General features: G+C 71.7%; 13 protein-coding genes and 1 pseudogene. 11 read left to right on the top strand and 3 right to left on the bottom strand.

Annotated elements, in window-relative coordinates; all coding sequences use genetic code 11:
- Positions 1–120 precede the first annotated feature (120 nt).
- Both ACFY0K_RS27210 and ACFY0K_RS27205 read left to right on the top strand, forming a co-directional pair.
- Positions 121–1,737: an MFS transporter gene (locus tag ACFY0K_RS27210; RefSeq protein WP_390642032.1), complete on the top strand. Its 1,617-nt coding sequence runs from the start codon at positions 121–123 to the stop codon at positions 1,735–1,737.
- Between the two features lie 351 nt (positions 1,738–2,088).
- The gene (locus ACFY0K_RS27205) at positions 2,089–3,282 is read left to right on the top strand and encodes an acyl-CoA dehydrogenase family protein (RefSeq protein ID WP_352363576.1); all 1,194 of its coding nucleotides are present in this window, start codon (positions 2,089–2,091) and stop codon (positions 3,280–3,282) included.
- Positions 3,283–3,319: 37 nt separating this feature from the next.
- Here ACFY0K_RS27205 and ACFY0K_RS27200 read toward each other — a convergent pair whose 3' ends face one another.
- Complete coding sequence (locus ACFY0K_RS27200; protein WP_293991899.1) at positions 3,320–3,760, bottom strand: cell division protein SepF; 441 nt, start codon at positions 3,758–3,760, stop codon at positions 3,320–3,322.
- An 829-nt stretch (positions 3,761–4,589) separates the two neighbouring features.
- On the opposite strand from ACFY0K_RS27200, the pseudogene ACFY0K_RS27195 reads away from it, so the two are divergent.
- The 9 genes and pseudogenes from ACFY0K_RS27195 to ACFY0K_RS27155 all read left to right on the top strand — a co-directional run.
- Positions 4,590–4,688, top strand: a pseudogene (locus tag ACFY0K_RS27195) (ATP-binding protein); the annotation flags it as partial.
- A 543-nt stretch (positions 4,689–5,231) separates the two neighbouring features.
- Positions 5,232–6,986, top strand: coding sequence for an FAD/NAD(P)-binding protein (locus ACFY0K_RS27190; protein ID WP_390642031.1), 1,755 nt, complete (start codon positions 5,232–5,234; stop codon positions 6,984–6,986).
- 64 nt (positions 6,987–7,050) lie between these two features.
- Entirely contained in the window at positions 7,051–7,866 is an 816-nt protein-coding gene (locus ACFY0K_RS27185; RefSeq protein WP_382728164.1) for an LLM class flavin-dependent oxidoreductase, read from the top strand.
- Between the two features lie 64 nt (positions 7,867–7,930).
- Positions 7,931–8,710 (top strand): DUF1684 domain-containing protein, encoded by a 780-nt coding sequence (locus ACFY0K_RS27180; protein WP_390642030.1) that lies wholly within the window; start codon positions 7,931–7,933, stop codon positions 8,708–8,710.
- Positions 8,711–8,982: 272 nt separating this feature from the next.
- Complete coding sequence (locus ACFY0K_RS27175; RefSeq protein ID WP_390642029.1) at positions 8,983–9,882, top strand: S1 family peptidase; 900 nt, start codon at positions 8,983–8,985, stop codon at positions 9,880–9,882.
- A gap of 123 nt (positions 9,883–10,005) precedes the next feature.
- Positions 10,006–10,842: a slipin family protein gene (locus ACFY0K_RS27170; protein ID WP_390642028.1), complete on the top strand. Its 837-nt coding sequence runs from the start codon at positions 10,006–10,008 to the stop codon at positions 10,840–10,842.
- A gap of 259 nt (positions 10,843–11,101) precedes the next feature.
- Positions 11,102–12,181 (top strand): S1 family peptidase, encoded by a 1,080-nt coding sequence (locus tag ACFY0K_RS27165; protein WP_390642027.1) that lies wholly within the window; start codon positions 11,102–11,104, stop codon positions 12,179–12,181.
- Between the two features lie 507 nt (positions 12,182–12,688).
- Entirely contained in the window at positions 12,689–16,141 is a 3,453-nt protein-coding gene (locus ACFY0K_RS27160) for a DNA polymerase III subunit alpha (RefSeq protein WP_390642026.1), read from the top strand.
- The gene (locus tag ACFY0K_RS27155; RefSeq protein WP_390642025.1) at positions 16,138–17,127 is read left to right on the top strand and encodes an ImpB/MucB/SamB family protein; all 990 of its coding nucleotides are present in this window, start codon (positions 16,138–16,140) and stop codon (positions 17,125–17,127) included. The genes ACFY0K_RS27160 and ACFY0K_RS27155 overlap by 4 nt, the downstream gene beginning before the upstream one ends.
- 124 nt (positions 17,128–17,251) lie before the next feature.
- On the opposite strand, the gene htpG is transcribed toward ACFY0K_RS27155, so the two are convergent.
- Complete coding sequence (gene htpG / locus ACFY0K_RS27150; protein WP_390642024.1) at positions 17,252–19,171, bottom strand: molecular chaperone HtpG; 1,920 nt, start codon at positions 19,169–19,171, stop codon at positions 17,252–17,254.
- Positions 19,172–19,300: 129 nt separating this feature from the next.
- On the bottom strand, positions 19,301–19,951 hold the full coding sequence (locus tag ACFY0K_RS27145; protein WP_390642076.1) for a type III effector protein: 651 nt from the start codon (positions 19,949–19,951) through the stop codon (positions 19,301–19,303).
- Positions 19,952–19,970: the final 19 nt, after the last annotated feature.

Raw genomic sequence — 19,970 nt, 5'->3', positions numbered from 1 at the left:
CTGACATGTCACTCGCGTTCGTCCGCGCGGGCCGGAGACCCCGCTCCTCTCCGGCCGTACGACGGGGAGTCCCCACCCCGCCGGTCCGCCCACGCGAGTGACCATCTGGGAGGTACGTACATGTCCGGGACGACCACGGCCGCCGTACGACCGCGCCGTCGTGCGGTGTCCAGGGCCGCTGCCGGTGCCAACCGCTGGGTCGTCCTCGTCGTCCTCTGCGTCAGCCTGCTGCTGGTCGCCCTCGACGCGACCGTGCTGCACGTCGCGATGCCCTCCGTCACCGAGGACCTCAAGCCCGGCGCCATCGAACTGCTCTGGATCGTCGACGTCTACCCGCTCGTCTGCGCCTCGCTGCTGATCCTCTTCGGCACGCTCGGCGACCGGGTGGGCCGGCGGCGCGTCCTCCTCCTCGGCTACACCCTCTTCGGCATCGCCTCCGCGGCGGCCGCCCTCGCGCCGAGCGCGGCGGCGTTGATCGGGGCCCGGGCGCTGCTCGGGGTCGGCGGCGCGATGATCATGCCCGCGACCCTCTCCATCCTCCGGGCGGTCTTCCCCGACCGGCGTGAGCGGGCCCTCGCGATCGGTATCTGGAGCGCGGTGGCGGCGGTCGGTGCGGCCGTCGGCCCCCTCCTCGGCGGCTTCCTCCTCGAACATTTCTGGTGGGGCTCCGTCTTCCTGGTCAACATCCCGCTGATGCTGGTGAGCCTTCCTGTCGGGCGTCTCCTCCTCCCCGAGTCCCACGGCGACCGCGACGGCCCCTGGGACGTGCTCGGCGCGCTGATGGCGGCGGTCGGCCTGTTCGGCGTGGTGTTCGCGGTGAAGCGCCTCGGCGGCGGCGAGCCGGCGGGCAGTGCGCTGACGGTGGCACCGCTCGTGCTCGGCGCGCTGCTGCTGGTGCTGTTCGTACGACGGCAACGGCGGCGGACGTTCCCGCTGGTCGACCTGAAGATGTTCGCGCGGCCGGCGTTCTGCACGGCGGTGGGCTGCATCGTGCTGGCGATGCTGGCGCTGGTGGGTCTCGAACTGATCGCCGCGCAGTACCTGCAACTGGTGCTGGGCCTCTCGCCCTTGCAGACGGGGCTGCGGCTGCTGCCGCTGACGCTCGCCGCGATGGCGGCGGGGCTGGCCGGGGCGCGCCTGCTGCGGCGGTTCGGGCCGCGCCGGATGGTGTGCTTCGGCTTCTGCCTGACCGCGGCGGCGGTGCTCACGCTGACGCCGATGGGCGGGACCGACAACGCCGGTCTGCTGCTCCTCGGCTTCCTGCTGCTCGGCTTCGGCCTGGAGACCACGCTCTTCGGGGCGTACGAGTCGATGCTGAGCGAGGCGCCGGCGGCGCAGGCCGGCGGGGCGGCGGCGATCGGCGAGACGTCGTACCAGCTGGGCGCCGGGATCGGGATCGCGCTCCTCGGCAGCGTGATGAACGCGGCGTACGCGCCGGGGCTGGCCGGGGTGCCGGGGGTGCCGGCGTCGGCGTCCGCGTCCGCGGGGCGTTCACTGGGCGAGGCGTACGAGGTGGCCGGGCGGCTGGGCGGGTCGGCGGGGGCGGCGTTGCGGCGGGCGGCGCGGGACTCCTATGTGCACGGGCTGCATGTGACGTTGCTGGTGAGTGCGGGGTTGTTGCTGCTGGGGGCGGTGATGGCGCTGCGCCTGCCGCGGGCGATGCAGTGCGAGGACGCCGCGGCGTCGGTGGACCTCCCTGCCCCGAGAGAGGCGGAACGCTCCCGCGTCTCCGCGTAGCCGACCGGGGCCTTCGCCGTCGGTGGGGGCGACCCGTGGGGGTGGGTCGCCATTGGCGGGTGCGGGTCAGAACTTCTCCCATCCACGCACCGCCCGTGCGGGTTGGGGGAGGGGTGGGGCGACCTGTGGGGGTGGTTCGCCGTCGGCGGGTGCGGGTGCGGGTGCGGGTGCGGGTGCGGGTGCGGGGGTGGAGGTGGGCGGTGGATTCGTGGATGGGCGTGTGCGTGTGGTTGCCGACGGTGAGGGCGTGCCACGGGAGAGTTCGCCTTCTGAGGTGACCCGCACGGGTGGTGCGTGGGTACGGGAACAGGGAGACTGCAACTAGCGCTGCTAGTTTTGGGAGGGTTCTGAATGTCCGCGTCCGTGAAGCTGCCTCCGTTCGATGCCGGTGACCCGCTCGGGATCGACGATCTTCTGGAGCCGGAGGATCTCGCCGTACGGGAGACCGTGCGGAGCTGGGCGGCGGATCGGGTGCTGCCGTTCGTCGCCGAGTGGTACGAGAGCGGGGAGCTGCCCGGCATCAGGGAGCTCGCGAAGGAGCTCGGGTCGATCGGGGCCCTCGGGATGTCGCTCAGCGGGTACGGGTGCGCCGGTGCTTCCGCCGTGCAGTACGGGCTCGCCTGCCTGGAGCTGGAGGCCGCCGACTCGGGGATCCGGTCCCTCGTGTCCGTGCAGGGCTCGCTCGCCATGTACGCGATCCACCGGTTCGGGAGCGAGGAGCAGAAGCAGCGGTGGCTGCCGGGCATGGCCGCCGGTGACGTCATCGGGTGCTTCGGGCTCACCGAGCCGGACCACGGGTCCGACCCCGCCGCCATGCGGACGTACGCCCGGCGCGACGCCGGCGGCGACTGGGTGCTGAGCGGGCGGAAGATGTGGATCACCAACGGGTCGGTCGCGGGCGTCGCCGTCGTGTGGGCGCAGACGGACAACGGGATCCGGGGGTTCGCCGTGCCCACGGACACACCCGGGTTCTCGGCGCCGGAGATCAAGCACAAGTGGTCGCTGCGGGCCAGCGTCACCAGCGAGCTGGTGATGGACGACGTGCGGCTGCCCGCCGATGCCGTGCTGCCCGAGGTCACCGGACTCAAGGGGCCGCTCAGCTGTCTGTCGCACGCCCGGTACGGGATCGTGTGGGGCGCCATGGGCGCGGCACGCACCTGCTTCGAGACCGCCGTCGACTACGCGAAGTCACGCGAGCAGTTCGGCCGCCCCATCGGCGGCTTCCAGCTCACCCAGGCCAAGCTCGCCGACATGGCCGTCGAACTGCACAAGGGGATCCTGCTCGCCCATCACCTGGGGCGGCGGATGGATGCCGGTCGCCTGCGTCCCGAGCAGGTCAGCTTCGGCAAGCTCAACAACGTACGCGAGGCCATCGAGATCTGCCGTACCGCGCGGACGATCCTCGGGGCGAACGGGATCTCGCTGGAGTACCCCGTGATGCGGCACGCGACCAACCTCGAGTCGGTGCTCACCTACGAGGGCACCGTCGAGATGCACCAGCTGGTGCTGGGCAAGGCACTCACCGGACTCGACGCCTTCCGGTGAACCCCGCGGCGGGGGCAGGGCCGGTGAAGGCCCTGCCTCAGCTCTGGTTGAAGAAGCCGTCCTCGCGGCGCCTGGCCGGCTCACCGCTGACGATCTCGGTGTTCGCGGGGGTCAGCAGGAAGACCCGGTTGGCGACCCGCTCGATCGTGCCGCGCAGGCCGAAGGTCAGCCCGGCCGCGAAGTCGACGACACGCTTGGCGTCGCCCGGCTCCATGGCCGTGAGGTTCACGATGACCGGCACGCCCTCGCGGAACAGCTCGCCGATCGCGCGGGCGTCCCGGAAGCTGTCCGGGGTGACCGTGCCGATCCGGCGGCCCTTCTCCTCGGCGGTGTCCGTGGCCACCTTGACCCGCGGGTCGGTGACCCAGGCATCCCCGGGCTGCTCGGTCCCTTCGGAGTAGTCGTCGTCGTAGTAGCGCTCGTCATCGTTGTCGTCGACGAGGCCGAGCCAGGCACTCGCCTTGCGTACCGATCCCATGGACGCCTCCTCTCACAGCGGTCTTTCTTGCTTCCGCATCCCTATGGTCGTCCATGATGCGGATGTCGCGCCAAGTGGATAGACGCCGCACGGGGGGTTTGTGACGGTACTGGTGCAGAGCCAAAACGTCGAGAGCCCAGGTACCCCAAGGGCGTTAGCTCACACGTCTGCTGACTGAGAGTGAAATATGATTGTTCCCGGCGTACGGGTGATGGGCGGTGCGTCCGGGTGAACGGGCGGAGGCGGTCCGAAGTCCCCTTGTCGCGCCTTCCGGGCCTCTTCGGGCTGCCTCCGGGGGCGGTCTGACGCACACTCAGGAGAACCTCGCCCGCGCGGGTGCGGCGGCGGGCGGCGTCAACCGGGGTGAGGGCCGTCACCGTATACGGAAGTGCGGCGCCGGGGCCGCCGTCTCGGGATTCGCCTTGATCCTGTTTCCGTGACGTAAAACAAAAACATGATCGGGTGACCGCTGCCCGAAGAGGTTCGTTGGCCGGAGCGCAGAACCATTTTTCCCCGGGTTCCGCACCTTCATCAACTCGCCTCGTGATGAAGGCACTCCACCAATCGCACCGGGCTCCTGAGGGTCCTGGCCCTGGCCCTCGCCGTCCTGCTGACGCTGCCGGGCGTCGCGGCCGCCGAGCAGATCTCCGCCCACCGCAACGCCTCGGCCGAAGGCCACCGACGCCGCCCGCGGCCGGCTCGGCCTCGGAGGAGTACCGCCGGGTCACCCTGCGCCGGGTGGAGCCGGCCCGCCTCACCGGCGCGGTCGTCGCGAGATCGCCCATCTCCTCGCCGAGCTGATCGGGAACGTGCTCAGCTTCTCCCCACCGGACAGACCACGACGACCGTGGCGCTCGACTCCGGCCGGATCACGCTGGACCCCGCTGTCGCGCTGTACCTGTTGGGACGCCCGGGCGCCTTTCGCTTCGACGGCGCGCGGGTTGTGTGGCGAGTGCTGGTTGTGTGTGGTTGCTCGCGCAGTTCCCCGCGCCCTTTACGGGGCGCGTGAACTGGGCGTTTGTTGCGAGGGAGGGGGTGTGCGTGTGAAGGCGAAGGGGGAACGCGGGGAGTCCCCGCTGTTCGCGGGGCGCAGGGGGTCAGCTCAACAGGAACAGGACCACACTCGACCGAAGTCGATGTGGGAGCGGGTGACCAGCCACTGCTGCGGATGCATGGGCCAAGTGGAACAGGTCTCCGGTTTTCCGTCAACTGACCTGAGACGCGCCGCTCACACTCTGGACACCCTTGACAACGAGGGGAAACGGCACCGTAGAGTCGACGGACGGCCCTGCTGAGGGGCTCGGCCGTAAGAGCGCCGTACTCCGGCGCTCCGTGTGAAGGCACCCGCACCCCCGTGTGCGCGTCCACCGTGTTCGATTGATCCGCCACGGAGCCTTCGCATGTCTTCCGAGACCCTTGCCACAACCGCCACCCTCCCCGCCTTCGGCATACCCGGGCCCGGGGCTGCCCGATGAGACCCCAGTTGGTGATCGTGGGAGCCGGGCCGCGCGGGACCGGACTCCTGGAGCGGATCGCAGCAAACGCGCCCGAGCTGTACGCCGGTCCGGGTCTCGACATCCACCTGGTCGACCCGCATCCGCCGGGCGCCGGACGCATCTGGCGGGCCGCCCAGTCGCCGCTGCTGTGGATGAACTCGCACGCCGAGGACGTCACCATGTTCACGGACGAGACCGTGCGGATGGCCGGGCCGGTGCGGGAGGGACCCACCCTGCACGAGTGGGCGGGCCTGGACGGCCGCACCTTCGCCGACCGGCAGATCCAGGGCCGCTACCTGCGCCACGTCCACGACCGCGCCGTCGCCGACCTCCCGGACGGCATCACCGTCCACCACCACCCGCGCCGGGCCCTGCGGGTCAGCGGGCCGCGCGAGGGCCGCCAGCAGGTCTGGCTGGAGGGCCGGCCGCGTCCGCTCCTCGCCGACCTCGTCGTCCTCGCCCTCGGCCACCTGGACGCCGAACTCGACCCGGAACAGGCGGCGTTGGCCGCGTACGCCGACGCGCACGGCCTGGTCCACCTGCCGCCCGACTTCACGGCCGACAGCGACCTGTCCGCGCTGCGGCCCGGCGAACCGGTGCTCGTGCGGGGATTCGGGCTCGCCTTCGTCGACCTGATGGTCCTGCTCACCGAGGGGCGGGGCGGCCACTACGACGGCGACACCTACGTGCCGTCCGGGCAGGAGCCGGTGCTGTACGTCGGGTCGCGGCGCGGCGTGCCGTACCACTCGAAGATCGGGTACGACTGGACCGGCGAACGCCCGCCGCTGCCCCGCTTCCTCGGCCCCGGCGAGATCGACGCACTGCTCGCCCGGCCGGACGGCTTCGACTTCCGGCGGGACGTGTGGCCGCTGGTGGCGAAGGAGCTGGGCTTCGCCCACTACCACCGGCTGTTCACCGTCCACCCGGAGCGGACGGCCGTCGCCTGGCGGGACTTCGAGGAGAAGTACGCCGCCGCCGAGGGCGAGGCGGAAGTGCGGGCGCTGGTGGCGGCCGCCGTACCCGATCCGGCCGACCGTCTCGACCTCGCGGCCCTGGACCACCCGCTGGACGGGGTGCGGTACGGGTCCCACGAGGAGTTCCAGGAGGAGCTGCGCGGCTACATCGAGGCGGACCTGGACCGCAGGCACGACCCCGCGTACAGCGCAGACCTGGCGGTCTTCCTCGGACTGCTCTCCGTCTACGGGCAGCTGGTCCGCCTCGGCGACATCGGCTCCTGGTGGCACGGGTTCTTCAGCTACCTCGCCTCCGGGCCGCCCGGCCCCCGGCTGCGGCAGATGCTTGCGCTGTCCCGGGCGGGGGTGCTGCGGTTCGTCGGCGCCGGGATGACGGTGACGGCCGAGGACGGGGTGTTCCGGGCGTCCGCCGACACGGTGCCCGGGTTCGCGGTGGAGGCGCGGGCACTTGTCGAGGCGCGGCTGCCCGAACCCACCGTGGGGCGGGCCCGGGACGCGTTGCTGCGCGGGCTGCCCGCCGACGAGGCCGCCGAGACCGCCGACGGGCTGCTCAGGGTGGACCCCGCCGACGGGCGGATCCTCGACGGGGCCGGGCGGCCGCATCCCCGGCGGTTCGCGCTCGGGCCGTTCACGAACGGCCGTACGCCCGGCGCGTTCACCCGGCCGCGCACCGGAGGGCCCGCGTTCCGGCAGAACGACGCCACGGCGCGCGCGGCCCTCGCCTTCCTGGCCGACCTGGCGGGAGTCGGGTCATGAGCGGGCGGCACGGCCGGCGCACGTCTGTCTTACAGGCTGTCCTACAGGGAGGTTGTTCGTGGTGATGACCGGCTCGTACGGCCGGGGGCTGCTGCATCTGGCCGCCGCGGTGGACCAGGCCGGCGTGTTCGACGCGGAGCGCTGCGTCGAGCTGGTGCGGCTGGCCGAGAGCGGCGGACTGGACTTCGTGACGCTCGACGACCGGTTCGGGTGGCCGGAGACCGACGCGGTCGGCGCGCTGGCGCAGGTGGCCCCGGCCACCCGGCGGATCGGGCTGGTGCCGGTGACGGCCGGCCCCGAGGCTGCAGTCGCCCACCTCGACGGGGTGAGCCGGGGCCGGGCCGGCCGGTGGACCGAGACCCCGGGGCCCGCGCCGGAGCAGCCGGTCCGGGTGGCCGACGCCACCGAGCCCGCCGCCCGGCAGGCCGTCGCCCGGTATGCCGACGTCGCCCTGGTGCGGGCCGCGAGCTCCGCGCAGGCCGCCGCCGTTCGGGAGGAACTGCGGAGGCAGGCGCAGGAGTTCGGGCGGGAGCCGGAGGCCCTGCGGGTGCTGGTGAGCCTCCTGGTGGATCTGGGCGACGGGGAGCGCGCGGCCGAGCCGGGGCACGGTGGCGGCGGCCCCCGGCAGACCGTGCAGGGGCCGCTGTACCGGGGTGGTCCGGTGGATCTGGCGGAGCTGGTCGCCGGCTGGCACGGCGAGGGCGCCACCGACGGCTTCCACCTGGTCCCCGCCGAGCCGCGCCGCGACCTGGAGCGTCTGGTCAACGGCACCGTGGCGCTCCTTCAGCACCGCGGCCTGTTCCGCACCTTCTACCCGGGCAGCACCCTGCGCGAGCACCTCGGCCTCGCCCGGCCCGCCGGGCAACTCGCGGCGCCGTGAAATACCTTGCGCAGAGGAGAGACATGACAGGAACGACGATGAAGGCGACGGAAGGACTGAACGTATGAACGCGGACGCGGCCGGGGACTGGAAGCGCTGGCACGCACACCGTGAGGAGACGGTGTCGGCGCCGTACGGGCCGCTCGCGCTGGTCGGCAGTCACTGGATCGAGGACCATCCGGACGGCCGGCTCCCCGCCCTCCCCGGGATCTGGGCGGCCGACGGGGACGGCGTCGTGCTCACCGCGACGGCGGCCGACGGCCTGGCCCTGGACGGCGAGCCCTTCGCCGGCGAGGTCCGGCTCGCCGCCGACCCCGAACCCTCGGCCCGGGTCACGCTCGGCGAGCGCCGGCTGGTCGTCCTGGTCCGCGAGGGCATATGGGGGGTACGGGAGTACGACCCGGCCGCCGGGGCCCGCCGCTCTTTCCGGGGCATCGACGCCACCCCGTACGACCCGCGCTGGTCGGTCCCGGGACGCTTCACGCCGTACGCCGGCCACCCGCGCACCGTGCGCGTCGGCACCGCGGACGGAGTGGAGCGCGCCCTCGTGCTCGCCGGGGAGCTCGGCTTCACCCTGGCCGGGCGGGAGCTGACGCTTCAGGTCGCCGAGCAGCCCGACGGCCGGCTGTGGGCGGTGTTCGCCGACACCACCGGCGGAGCCGGCGGCTTCCGGTTCAGGTTCCTCTATTCGGCCGCCCCGGCCGCCGACGGCTCCACCACCGTCGACTTCAACCGGGCGCAGCTGCCGCAGTGCGCCTTCGCGGACCACTTCATCTGCCCTTTCCCGCCGCCGGGCAACACGCTGGACCTCGCCGTCGAGGCGGGGGAGCGGAAGCTCGCCTGAGGCATCCGGCGGACATTCGACGGATATTCGACGGACACGGTCAGGGCGTCAACTCGCCCGGACCACGACGAGATCGCACAAAGTCGGCACGGTTCGAACACGGTCGCACGGCCGAAAGGCACCCTTGCGGGTACCGGTCGTTCGCCCGAATACTCCCCCACAGCGCTTGTCAGGGGCATTGCGTGTCCGAAAACCGGGCGCCACCCACTGGCTGCGCCTCACGGGCCCCGACCCCACGCGGGCCCCCGACTTCCCCTGGGAGGGAACGACAAGTGAGGATCAAGCGCACGACCCCCCGCAGCGGTATCGCGAGACGGACCCGGCTGATCGCCGTGGCCTCCGGTTTCCTGGCCGCGGCAGCGTTCGCCGTCCCCACCGCGAGCGCGAGTGACGTTCACACCTTCAGCACCACCGAACTGAAGGCCGTGAACAGCTCCGTCCTGAAGGCGGACGTCCCCGGCACCGCCTGGGCCGTCGACAGCAAGACCAACCGTGTCGTCGTCACCGTCGACTCCACGGTCTCCAACGCCGAGATCGCCAAGATCAAGCGGCAGGCGGGCGTCAACTCCGGCGCGCTCACCATCAAGCACACCCCCGGCACCTTCAAGAAGCTGATCACCGGCGGCGACGCCATCTACGGCGGCTCCTACCGCTGCTCGCTCGGCTTCAACGTGCACAGCGGCAGCACGTACTACTTCCTGACCGCCGGGCACTGCGGTCAGGTGGCCTCGACCTGGTACAGCAACTCCGGCCACACCACGGTCCTGGGCACGAACGTCAGCTACAGCTTCCCCGGCAACGACTTCGCGCTGGTGAAGTACACCAACAGCTCGATCGCGCACCCGAGCGCGGTCGGCAGCCAGACCATCTCCAGCGCGGCCACGCCCAGCGTCGGGACGACGGTGTACCGCCGCGGTTCGACCACCGGCACCCACAGCGGCCGGGTCACCGCGCTCAACGCCACCGTCAACTACGGCAGCGGTGACATCGTCTACGGCCTGATCCAGACCACGGTCTGCGCCGAGGGCGGCGACAGCGGCGGCCCGCTCTACGGTGGTTCCGTCGCCTACGGTCTGACCTCCGGCGGCAGCGGCGACTGCACCTCCGGCGGTACGACCTTCTTCCAGCCGGTCACCGAGGCGCTGAGCTACTACGGTGTGAGCGTCGGCTGACGATCCTCCCGGACCGGTTCTCCCGGTGGGCCCCCGTACGCAACCGGCGTGCGGGGGCTCCCTTTTGACGGGGTGCCGGAGTTACCGTCGAAGGACCATTGGAGTCACCCCCTGGGGGTCGGCATGGTCGAGGCGTTGGTGGCGGCCGGGGCCGCTCTCGTGTCCGTCGGAGCGGTCTACGCGCTGGCCGCGGCACGGGTCGTCAGGCAGTACGAACGGGGTGTGGTGTTCCGCCTCGGCCGGCTGCGACCGGAGGTGCGCGAGCCCGGGTTCACCATGATCGTCCCGTTCGTGGACCGGCTCCAGAAGGTCAACATGCAGATCGTCACGATGCCGGTGCCCGCGCAGGAGGGCATCACCCGGGACAACGTGACCGTACGCGTCGACGCCGTCGTCTACTTCAAGGTGACCGCGCCCGCCGAGGCGGTGGTCCGGGTCGAGGACTACCGGTTCGCGGTCTCGCAGATGGCGCAGACCTCGCTGCGGTCCATCATCGGCAAGAGCGAGCTGGACGACCTGCTGTCCAACCGGGAGAAGCTCAACCAGGGCCTGGAGCTGATGATCGACAGCCCGGCCGTGGAGTGGGGCGTCACCATCGACCGCGTCGAGATCAAGGACGTCTCACTGCCCGAGACCATGAAGCGGTCCATGGCCCGGCAGGCCGAGGCCGACCGGGAGCGCCGGGCCCGCGTCATCAACGCCGACGCCGAACTGCAGGCGTCCAAGAAGCTCGCGGAGGCGGCGAAGGAGATGTCGGAGCAGCCCGCCGCGCTCCAGCTGCGGCTGCTGCAGACGGTGGTGGCGGTCGCCGCCGAGAAGAACTCGACGCTGGTGCTGCCGTTCCCGGTGGAGCTGCTGAGGTTCCTGGAGCGGGCGCAGCAGCAACTGCCCCCGGCGGCCGGGGCCGAGGGTGCCAGCGGGGCCCAAGGGGCGGCGGGGGCGAATTCCGGCCAGGGGTAGCCGGAGGAGGGCGCCGATGGACGTCACGGTCGGCCGCCCGTTGCTCGCACGCGGTGTTTGCAGTGCGAATCCTCCTGGGGTGACCGGCGGCCGTGCACGATCCGTGCACGGGGGGCGCACAACATCCGCGCACACGAGACCTGAAGTCGACCTTGTGTGCTCCCTGTGGGTCTCGGAATAGTGGGCGGCCGTCAACCAGCCTTCCGGCCCTCAAGGTCCCCACAACCTTGCGGGCCGACCCCCCACAGGAGGACATGAGTTGAAGCACCGACGCATACCCCGGCGCCGGGCGGCGCTCGCCGGCGCGGGTGTCGCCGCGCTCGTCGCCGCCGGAGTGACCTTCCAGAGTGCGAACGCGAGCGAGCCCGCCAAGTCCGCCGCACCGCAGATCCTGTCCGCCCCCGCGGCCGGAAAGCTCGCCTCGACGCTCGCCGCCGGCCTCGGCACCGACGCGGCGGGCACCTACTACGACGCCCGGTCGAAGAACCTCGTCGTCAACGTGGTCGACGACACCGCCGCCAAGGCCGTCGAGGCGGCCGGGGCCAAGGCGAGACTCGTCGCCAACTCCCTCGCCGAACTCGACGGCGCGCGCACCACCCTGAAGCAGAACGTGACCATCCCCGGCACCTCGTGGGCGACCGACCCGGTCGGCAACAAGGTCGTCGTCACCGCCGACCGGACGGTCACCGGGGCCGAGCTGGCGAAACTCACCAAGGTCGTCGACGGACTCGGCGAGAAGGCCGAACTCCGCCACTCGAAGGGGGAGTTCAAGCCCTTCATCGCCGGCGGCGACGCGATCACCGGCTCGGGCGGCCGCTGTTCGCTCGGCTTCAACGTGGTCAAGGACGGCCAGCCGTACTTCCTGACCGCCGGACACTGCACCCAGGCCATCTCCACCTGGTCGGACTCCTCCGGGACCGTGATCGGCCAGAACGCCCAGTCCAGCTTCCCCGGCAACGACTTCGGGCTGGTCAAGTACACCTCGGGCGTGGCCCACCCGAGCGAGGTCGACCTCTACAACGGCTCCGCCCAGCAGATCACCGGCGCGGCCGAGGCCACCGTCGGCATGAAGGTGACCCGCAGCGGCTCCACCACCCAGGTCCACGACGGCACGGTCACCGGCCTCGACGCCACCGTGAACTACTCCGAGGGCACGGTGAGCGGACTCATCCAGACCGACGTGTGCGCCGAGCCCGGTGACAGCGGCGGTTCGCTCTTCTCGGGCAGCAACGCGATCGGCCTGACCTCGGGCGGCAGCGGCGACTGCACCTCCGGCGGCGAGACGTTCTTCCAGCCGGTGACGGAGGCGCTGTCGGCGACGGGGGCCCAGATCGGCTGACGGTCCCCCGGTGTCCGGATCGGCTGACGGCCCTGGCGTCCGGGCCGGCTGACACCCACCGGTACCCCGGGCGGCCGACACGCGCCGTGTTCCGGCGAGGCCCTGTCCCCTGCGAGGGGGCAGGGCCTTCGTCGTGCTCCGCCGTCGGCCGCGCCCCCCGGGGCGGCCGAACCACGTCGCGGCCCGCTACGGAGAGTGCTCCATCGGATGCGGATTGCGAGAGTGCGTCTCTCCTCGGGGGTGCGGAGCGGCCGCCAGGGGTGCGTCAGGGCGGCGGCATTTTCTGACTGCGGCGGCGGCTTTCTCCAACTGTGCCGGCGTGCCGAGGAACTGACAGGGCGGTGTCCGTTCCGGTCGTCACCCGTCCCGACCTCCCTCCCAAAGAATCGTCTGCATGTTCGATTCAGGGTCGCTGACCGGGGCTGATGGGGTTAGAGTAATCGAACGAGCGTACGATGAGCATATCGGGCTTATGGTCGAAAAGGGGTGGAGTGATGGAGGTGCGGCATGACGGGCTTCGCCCATCTGCACGTCGCGTCCGGTTACTCCGCCCGCTACGGCGCCTCTCATCCCGAGCAGCTCGTCCAGCGGGCGGCGGAGCGGGGCATGTCCGCGCTCGCGCTCACCGACCGGGACACGGTCACCGGGGCTGTTCGATTCGCGCAGGCGTGTGCGAAGGAGGGGGTCCGGCCGGTCTTCGGCATCGACCTCGCGGTGGCGGCCCTGGCGCCCCCGCCGCCCGCCTCGCGGCGCCGTACCCCGGCGCGCGGCGGTGCGCACGTGGCCGAGCCGCCGCTGCGGTTCGTGCTGCTCGCCCAGGACCGGACGGGCTGGGCCCGGCTGTGCCGGATCACGTCGGCCGCCCATGTCGGCGCCGTGTCAGGCACACCGCCGGTGGTGCCGTGGGAGGCGCTGCGCGAGCACGGCGGCCCCGGTCTGACCGTGCTGCTCGGGCCGCTCTCGGAGCCGGTACGGGCGCTGTCGGTGGGCCGGGAGGACGTCGCGGTGAAGCTGCTGGCGCCCTGGCAGGAGATCTTCGGGAGGGATGTTCGATTGGAAGCCGTCGCGCAGAAACGTTCCGGCACAGATCCGGGATCCCTGCGTCTGGCCGCCCGCACCCTCGCCCTGGCCGACCGCACCGGCACCACCGCCGTGCTCTCCAACGCCGTCCGCTACGCCGACCCCGAACAGCACCGCCTCGCCGACGTCCTGGACGCCGCCCGGCTGCTGCGTCCGATCGACCGGCGCCGGCTGGACAGCGGACAGCGCTGGCTCAGGGACGAGAGGGGGATGGCGGCCGTCGCCCGCATGATCACCGACTGCGCCGGAGCGGACCCCCACCGGGCCCACCGGCTGCTGGCGGACACCGCCGCCACCGCGGACGCGTGCACCGTCGATCCGAAGGCGGACCTCGGCCTCGGCACCCCGCACCTTCCCGAGCCGTCGCTCTTCGGCGCCGAGCCCGGAGCCGGCGGCGCGGCCCGGCTGCTCCGCCTGCGCAGCGAGGCAGGACTGGCCCGGCGCGGCCTCGACCGCGACCGGGAGGCGCGCGCCCGGCTGGACGAGGAGCTCGCCGTCATCTCCCACTGGAACTACGACGCGTACTTCCTCGCCGTGGCCCAGGTCGTCGCCGACATCCGGGCCAGGGGCATCCGGGTCGCGGCCCGCGGCTCCGGCGCCGGCTCCCTGGTCTGCCACGCCCTGGACATCGCCACCGCCAACCCGCTCGACCACAGCCTGCTGTTCGAACGCTTCCTCAGCAGGCGCCGGGAGTCGCTGCCCGACATCGACATCGACGTGGAGTCCGCCCGCCGCCTGGAGTGCTACGACACGATCTTCGAACGCTTCGGCAAGGAGCGGGTGGCGGTCACCGCGATGCCCGAGACCTACCGGGCGCGCCGGGCGCTTCGTGACACCGGTCTCGCGTTGGGTATCCCGCCCGCGGACGTGGACCGGATCGCCAAGAGCTTCCCGCACCTGCGTGCCTGCGACATCACCGGCGCCCTCGCCGAACTGCCCGAACTACGGCAACTGGCCGCCGAGGCATCCCGCTACGGGCCGTTGTGGGAGCTCGCCGAGGGCCTCGACTCCCTGGTCCACGGCATGGCCATGCACCCCTGCGGTGTGGTCATCAGTGACGCCACCCTCCTGGACCGGCTGCCGGTGCAGCCCACCCCGCAGGGCGACTACCCCATGGCCATGGCCGCGAAGGAGGAGATCGAGGCGCTGGGCAACATCAAGCTCGACGTCCTGGGCGTCCGGATGCAGTCCGCGATGGCCCACGCGGTCACGGAGATCGAACGGACCACCGGCAACCGTATCGACCTGGACGACCCCGGGCAGGTGCCGCTCGACGACGTCTTCGCCTTCAAGCTCATCCAGGCCAGCCAGACCCTGGGCCTGTTCCAGCTGGAGTCGCCCGGTCAGCAGGACCTGCTGTCCCGCCTCCAGCCCCGTGACGTGCAGGACGTCATCGCGGACATCAGCCTCTTCCGTCCCGGACCGGTCGCGGGCGGCATGCCCGAGCGGTACATCGCCGCCCGGCACGGCGGCGCACCCGACTACGCCCACCCGGACCTCGAACCAGTCCTCTCCGACACCTACGGCGTGACCATCTGGCACGAGCAGATCATCGAGACGCTGCGGGTGCTGACCGGCTGCGACCGGGCCTTCGGGGAGATCACCCGGCGGGCGCTCGGCGACAAGGAGCAACTGCCCAGGATCAGGGACTGGTTCCACGAGCGGGCCGGTGCGCGTGGCTACAGCGCGGCCGTGCGGGACGAGGTGTGGAAGACCGTCGAGGCCTTCGGCGCGTACGGCTTTTGCCGGGCCCACGCGGTCGCCTTCGCCGTGCCTGCGTTGCAGAGCGCCTGGCTCAAGGCGCACTACCCGGCGTTCCTGCTGGCCGGCCTCCTCGAACACGACCCCGGGATGTGGCCCAAGCGGGTCCTGGTCGCCGACGCCCGCCGGGGTGGGGTTCCCGTCCTGCCCGTCGACATCAACAACTCTCGCGTGAAACACACCGTGGAGAAAGCCGACGGAGACCGGTGGGGCGTACGCCTCGCGCTGTCCGGGGTGCGCGGCATCAGCGAGGCGGAGTGCGCGCGGATCGAGGCGGGGCAGCCGTACGGATCGCTGTCCGACTTCTGGCAGCGGGCCCACCCCAGCAGACCGGTCGCCGAACGTCTCGCCGAGATCGGTGCCCTGAACGGTCTGCACGACGGCCGCCTCACCCGCCGCGACCTGCTGCTCCAGATCGCCGAACTCCATCGCCAGTCCCACAACCGGACCGCCGGTGCCGGTCAACTGCCCATCACGGCCGACGCGGTCGGTGGAGCCGAGCCGAGCGGACTGCCGGAGATGACCGGCCGCGAGGCCCTGAGCGCCGAGCTGAGCACCCTCGGCATCGACGTCTCCCGGCACCTGATGGAGCACCACCACCGGCTGCTGCGCGAGATCGGCGCGACCGACGCGGCGCACCTGGCAGGGATGCGCGCCGGTCAGCAGGTCCTGGTCGCCGGGGTACGGGCCTCCACCCAGACGCCGCCGATCGCGAGCGGCAAGCGGATCATCTTCGTCACCCTGGAGGACGGGTCCGGGCTGGTCGACCTGGCGTTCTTCGAGGACTCCCACCCGGCCTGCGCGTACACGGTCTTCCACAGCGGGCTGCTCCTGGTCCGTGGCACGGTCCAGGTGCGCGGTACCCGTCGTACCGTCGTCGGGACGATGGCCTGGGACCTGGACGAGATCGCCGCGGCCCGCCGCGACAACGGTCCCGAGGCCGCCCTCGCCCTCCTGGGCAGGAGCCGTCCGAACCCGACCCCCGCCCAGCCGCACCGCACCCTGGCCAACGGCACCACCGGCGCCCGCCTCCACCCGTACGCCGACCTCCAGCCCGCCGGCACCCGCTCGGCGGACCTGAAGAAGTTCGGCCACCGAAGCCCGGGGAGCGCGGGATGAGCGGGACGAGTACACGGCAGCGGCACATCGCCCACCTTTACCTGCACACCTCACTGAACGAGGATCAGTACGCCGATATAATCGAACTGGTGTCTGGTGTCACGCCGCATGTCCAGGTCGTTCCGCCCAACGCCGTCCAGCTGGACCTGACGTCGGCGCTCCGGTACTTCGACCTCTCCCCGTACGACGTGGTCCAGTTGGCGAAGATGAGGTTGAAGGCCCTCTACGGCATCGACAGCAGCGCCGGGCTCGCGGGCAACCGCATGCTCGCGGCGATGGCGGCCGACGCGTCCGCGCCGGGGGAGACCACCTGGGTGCCCACCGCCGACGCCGCCGACTGGCTGTACCCGCGGCCGGTCACCGCGCTGCCGGGGATCGGCCGCGCCACGGCGGACACGCTCGGCAGATACGGCCTGCACACCATCGGCCAGATCGTCGACCTGCCGGCGGGGACTCTGCAGCGGCTTCTCGGCGCGGGCCCCGCCCGGCTGCTGGCCGAGCGCGCCCGCGGCCGCGACCCCCGGCCGGTCGTCCCCTCGGAACCGGCAGCGCACCTGGCCGCCGACCTCGTACTGGAACGGGACTCCCTCGACTCCGCCCAGCACCACCGGGCCGTCCTCGGGCTCGCCGACCGGATCGGCCAGAGGCTGCGTGGCGAGGGCCAGGTCGCCGACCGGCTCACTCTCACGGTGCGGTACGCCGACCGCAGCTCCACCACCCGCACACGTGCCCTGCCGGAACCCACCAACCACTCACCGGCCCTCGCCGCGACGGCCCTGGGGCTGCTGGCCTCCCTCGGGCTGCAGCGCGCAAGGGTCCGGGCCTTCGCGATCCGTGCCGACGGGCTGCGGCCGGCCGGCAGTGCCTACCGGCAGCTCTCCCTGGACCCCGGCGACGCCCGCGCCCACGCCGCCGAAGCCGCCGCGGACCGCGCCCGCCGGCGTTTCGGGCCAGGGGCGGTACGACCGGCCGCCCTGGCGAACTGACCGCTTGCGCCAGGAACTCAGCTGGTTCCCGGCGCGAGCGGGCCTGTGGGGTGCACGTTCAACGGCACCGGCATCACCCCTCGGCTCGTCACGGGCGCTTCGCCGGTGCCGGGCCGCCCCGTGGTTACAGGGTGCGGGCCAGGCGGTCGGTGAGCAGCCGGGTGAAGCGGGCCGGGTCGGGCAGGTCGCCCCCTTCGGCGAGCAGCGCGCTGCCGTATATCAGCTCGGCGATCTCCGCCAGTGCGGGGTCGTCGGCGCCCGCGTCGTGTGCTGTGCGCAGGGCGGTGATCAGCGGGTGTGCGGGGTTGAGTTCCAGGATCCGCTTGACCGGGGGCAGCTGCCGGCCCATCGCCCGGTACATCTTCTCCAGGGTCGGCGTCACGTCGTGGGCGTCGCCGACGATGCAGGCCGCCGAGGTGGTCAGGCGTGAGGACAGGCGGACCTGCTTGACCTGCTCGGACAGCGTGGTGGTCAGCCACGGCAGCAGGGCGGCGAAGTCCTGTTCGCGCTGGGCCTTCTCGGCGTCGGTTTCCTGGTCGCCGTCGGCGGACTCGCCGAGATCGACCTGGCCCTTGGCGATGGACTGCAGAGGGTGACCGTCGAAGGCCGGGATCTGGTCCACCCACACCTCGTCGACGGGGTCGGTGAGGATGAGGACCTCGTAGCCCTTGGCGGCGAAGGCTTCCATGTGCGGGGAGTTCTCCACCATCGCGCGGCTCTCGCCGGTCAGGTAGTAGATGGTGTCCTGGCCGTCCTTCATGCGCTCGACGTACTCGCGCAGCGTGGTGGTCTTCTCCGGGTCGTGGGTGGAGGCGGCAGACAGCAGCTCCAGCAGGGTCTCGGTGTTGTCCGTGTCCTCGATCAGGCCTTCCTTCAGCGCCCGGCCGAACTGCGCCCACACCTTGGCGTAGCGCTCGGCGTCCTTGGACTGCATGTCCTTGATGGCGCCGAGGACCTTCTTGACCAGGCGCCGGCGTACGCCGCGGATCTGCCGGTCGTGCTGGAGGATCTCGCGGGAGACGTTCAGCGACAGGTCGTGGGCGTCCACGACACCCTTGACGAAGCGCAGGTAGTTGGGCATGAGCGCTTCGCAGTCGTCCATGATGAACACCCGCTTGACGTACAGCTGAACGCCGGGCCTGGTCTCGCGGGAGAACAGGTCGAAGGGTGCCTGCGAGGGAATGAACAGCAGTGCCTCGTACTCGAAGGTGCCTTCGGCGCGCATGTGGATCGTCTCGGCCGGGGGCAGCCAGTCGTGGCTGATCTGCTGGTAGAACTCGTTGTACTCGTCCTCGGTCACCTCGCTGCGCGGCCGGCTCCACAGCGCCTTCATCGAGTTGAGGGTGTCGATGCCGGAGGTGGTCTCGCCCTCGGCGTCGGTGCGCTCGCCGGCCATTCGGATCGGCCAGCGGATGAAGTCCGAGTACCGCTTGACGATCTGGCGGATCTTCGACTCGGACAGGTAGTCGGCGAGCCCGTCCTCGCTGTCGGCGGGCTTGAGGTGCAGGGTGACCGAGGTGCCCACGGGCAGGCCGTCGACGTTCTGGAGGTCGTAGGTGCCCTCGCCGTCGGACTCCCACTGGGTGCCGGAGTCGGTGCCGGCCCGCCGGGTGCGCAGGGTGACCTTGTCGGCGACCATGAACGCCGAGTAGAAGCCGACGCCGAACTGCCCGATCAGGCTCTCTGCGGTGGCGGCGTCCTTGGCCTCCTTGATCTTCTCCAGCAGGCCGGCGGTGCCGGACTTGGCGATCGTGCCGATCAGCTCGACGAGTTCGTCCCGGGTCATGCCGATCCCGTTGTCACGGACGGTCAAGGTGCGGGCGTCCTTGTCGACCTCGAGCGAGATGTGCAGGTCGGTGGTGTCGGTCTCGGTGAGGCTGGAGTCGGTCAGCGATTCCAGCCGCAACTTGTCCAAGGCGTCGGAGGCGTTCGAGATCAGCTCGCGCAGGAAGATGTCCTTGTTCGAGTAGATCGAGTGAATCACCAGTCGGAGCAACTGGCGGGTCTCGGCCTGGAATTCCAGTGTCTCGACACTGCTGCCCATGTGGGTCTCTTTCTGTGGGATCGTCATGAACGGACTCGGACTCGGGCTGGGACGGACCGTTGCCCGTCGTCGGTGTGGTTCGGGGAGGGCCGGACCGCAGCCGCATGATGCGACTCTGTGTGGTGGGGGTCAGTCATCGTCAGCGGCTGTCGCCGTTCGCCGGTCTTCGAGGGCGTCCAGGGATTCGACGAGGCCGGTGTGGCGGGCATCGAGGTAGGGACGCATGCCGGTCAGGGGCGCAATGAGCTCGGCGGCGTCGGTGGCGCCGAGAGCGGCGTGCAGGGCGGCCTGGGCTGAGCGCGCTTCGGGCGCGAGGTGGGCGAGCGCGGTGATCTGTCCGGCGAGGCGGCGCAGGTCGGCGGCGTTGGCGCGGGCCCAGGTGGCGGTGGCGCGTTCAGCGGCTCTGGCCTGGCGGGTGGCCGTCACGCGCTGCTCGCCGGTGGTGCCGACGGCGCCGGGGCGGCCGCGCAGGTAGCGGCGTTCGGCGGCCTGGCGGCTGGCGACGCCGAGGGGGCCGGCGAGGTCGGCCCAGCTGGCGCCCGCGTCGCGGGCGGTCTCGATCAGGCCGGTCTCCCAGCCGGCGAGCTGCTCGCGCACCTGCCGCAGCAGCAGCAGGGAGGCCAGCGCCTGCTCGGGACCGGGGCCGGCGGCGTCGGGAATCTCGTGCTGGGCATCGCGCAACGCGTCGTCTATGGCGGCAAGAGCCGCCGCGGCGGCAAGGAAGGACGCCGGGCTGTGGGCGTTCGTACGGGGCGTGGACGGCTGGTCGGCTGCGGCCACGGGCACCTCCCCTCGGGCG

It is taken from the genome of Streptomyces sp. NPDC001507 (assembly GCF_042894765.1).
Lineage (GTDB): Bacteria > Actinomycetota > Actinomycetes > Streptomycetales > Streptomycetaceae > Streptomyces.
Note: the sequence above shows the minus strand (reverse complement) of the source record. Positions and strands in the feature narration are given on the sequence as shown.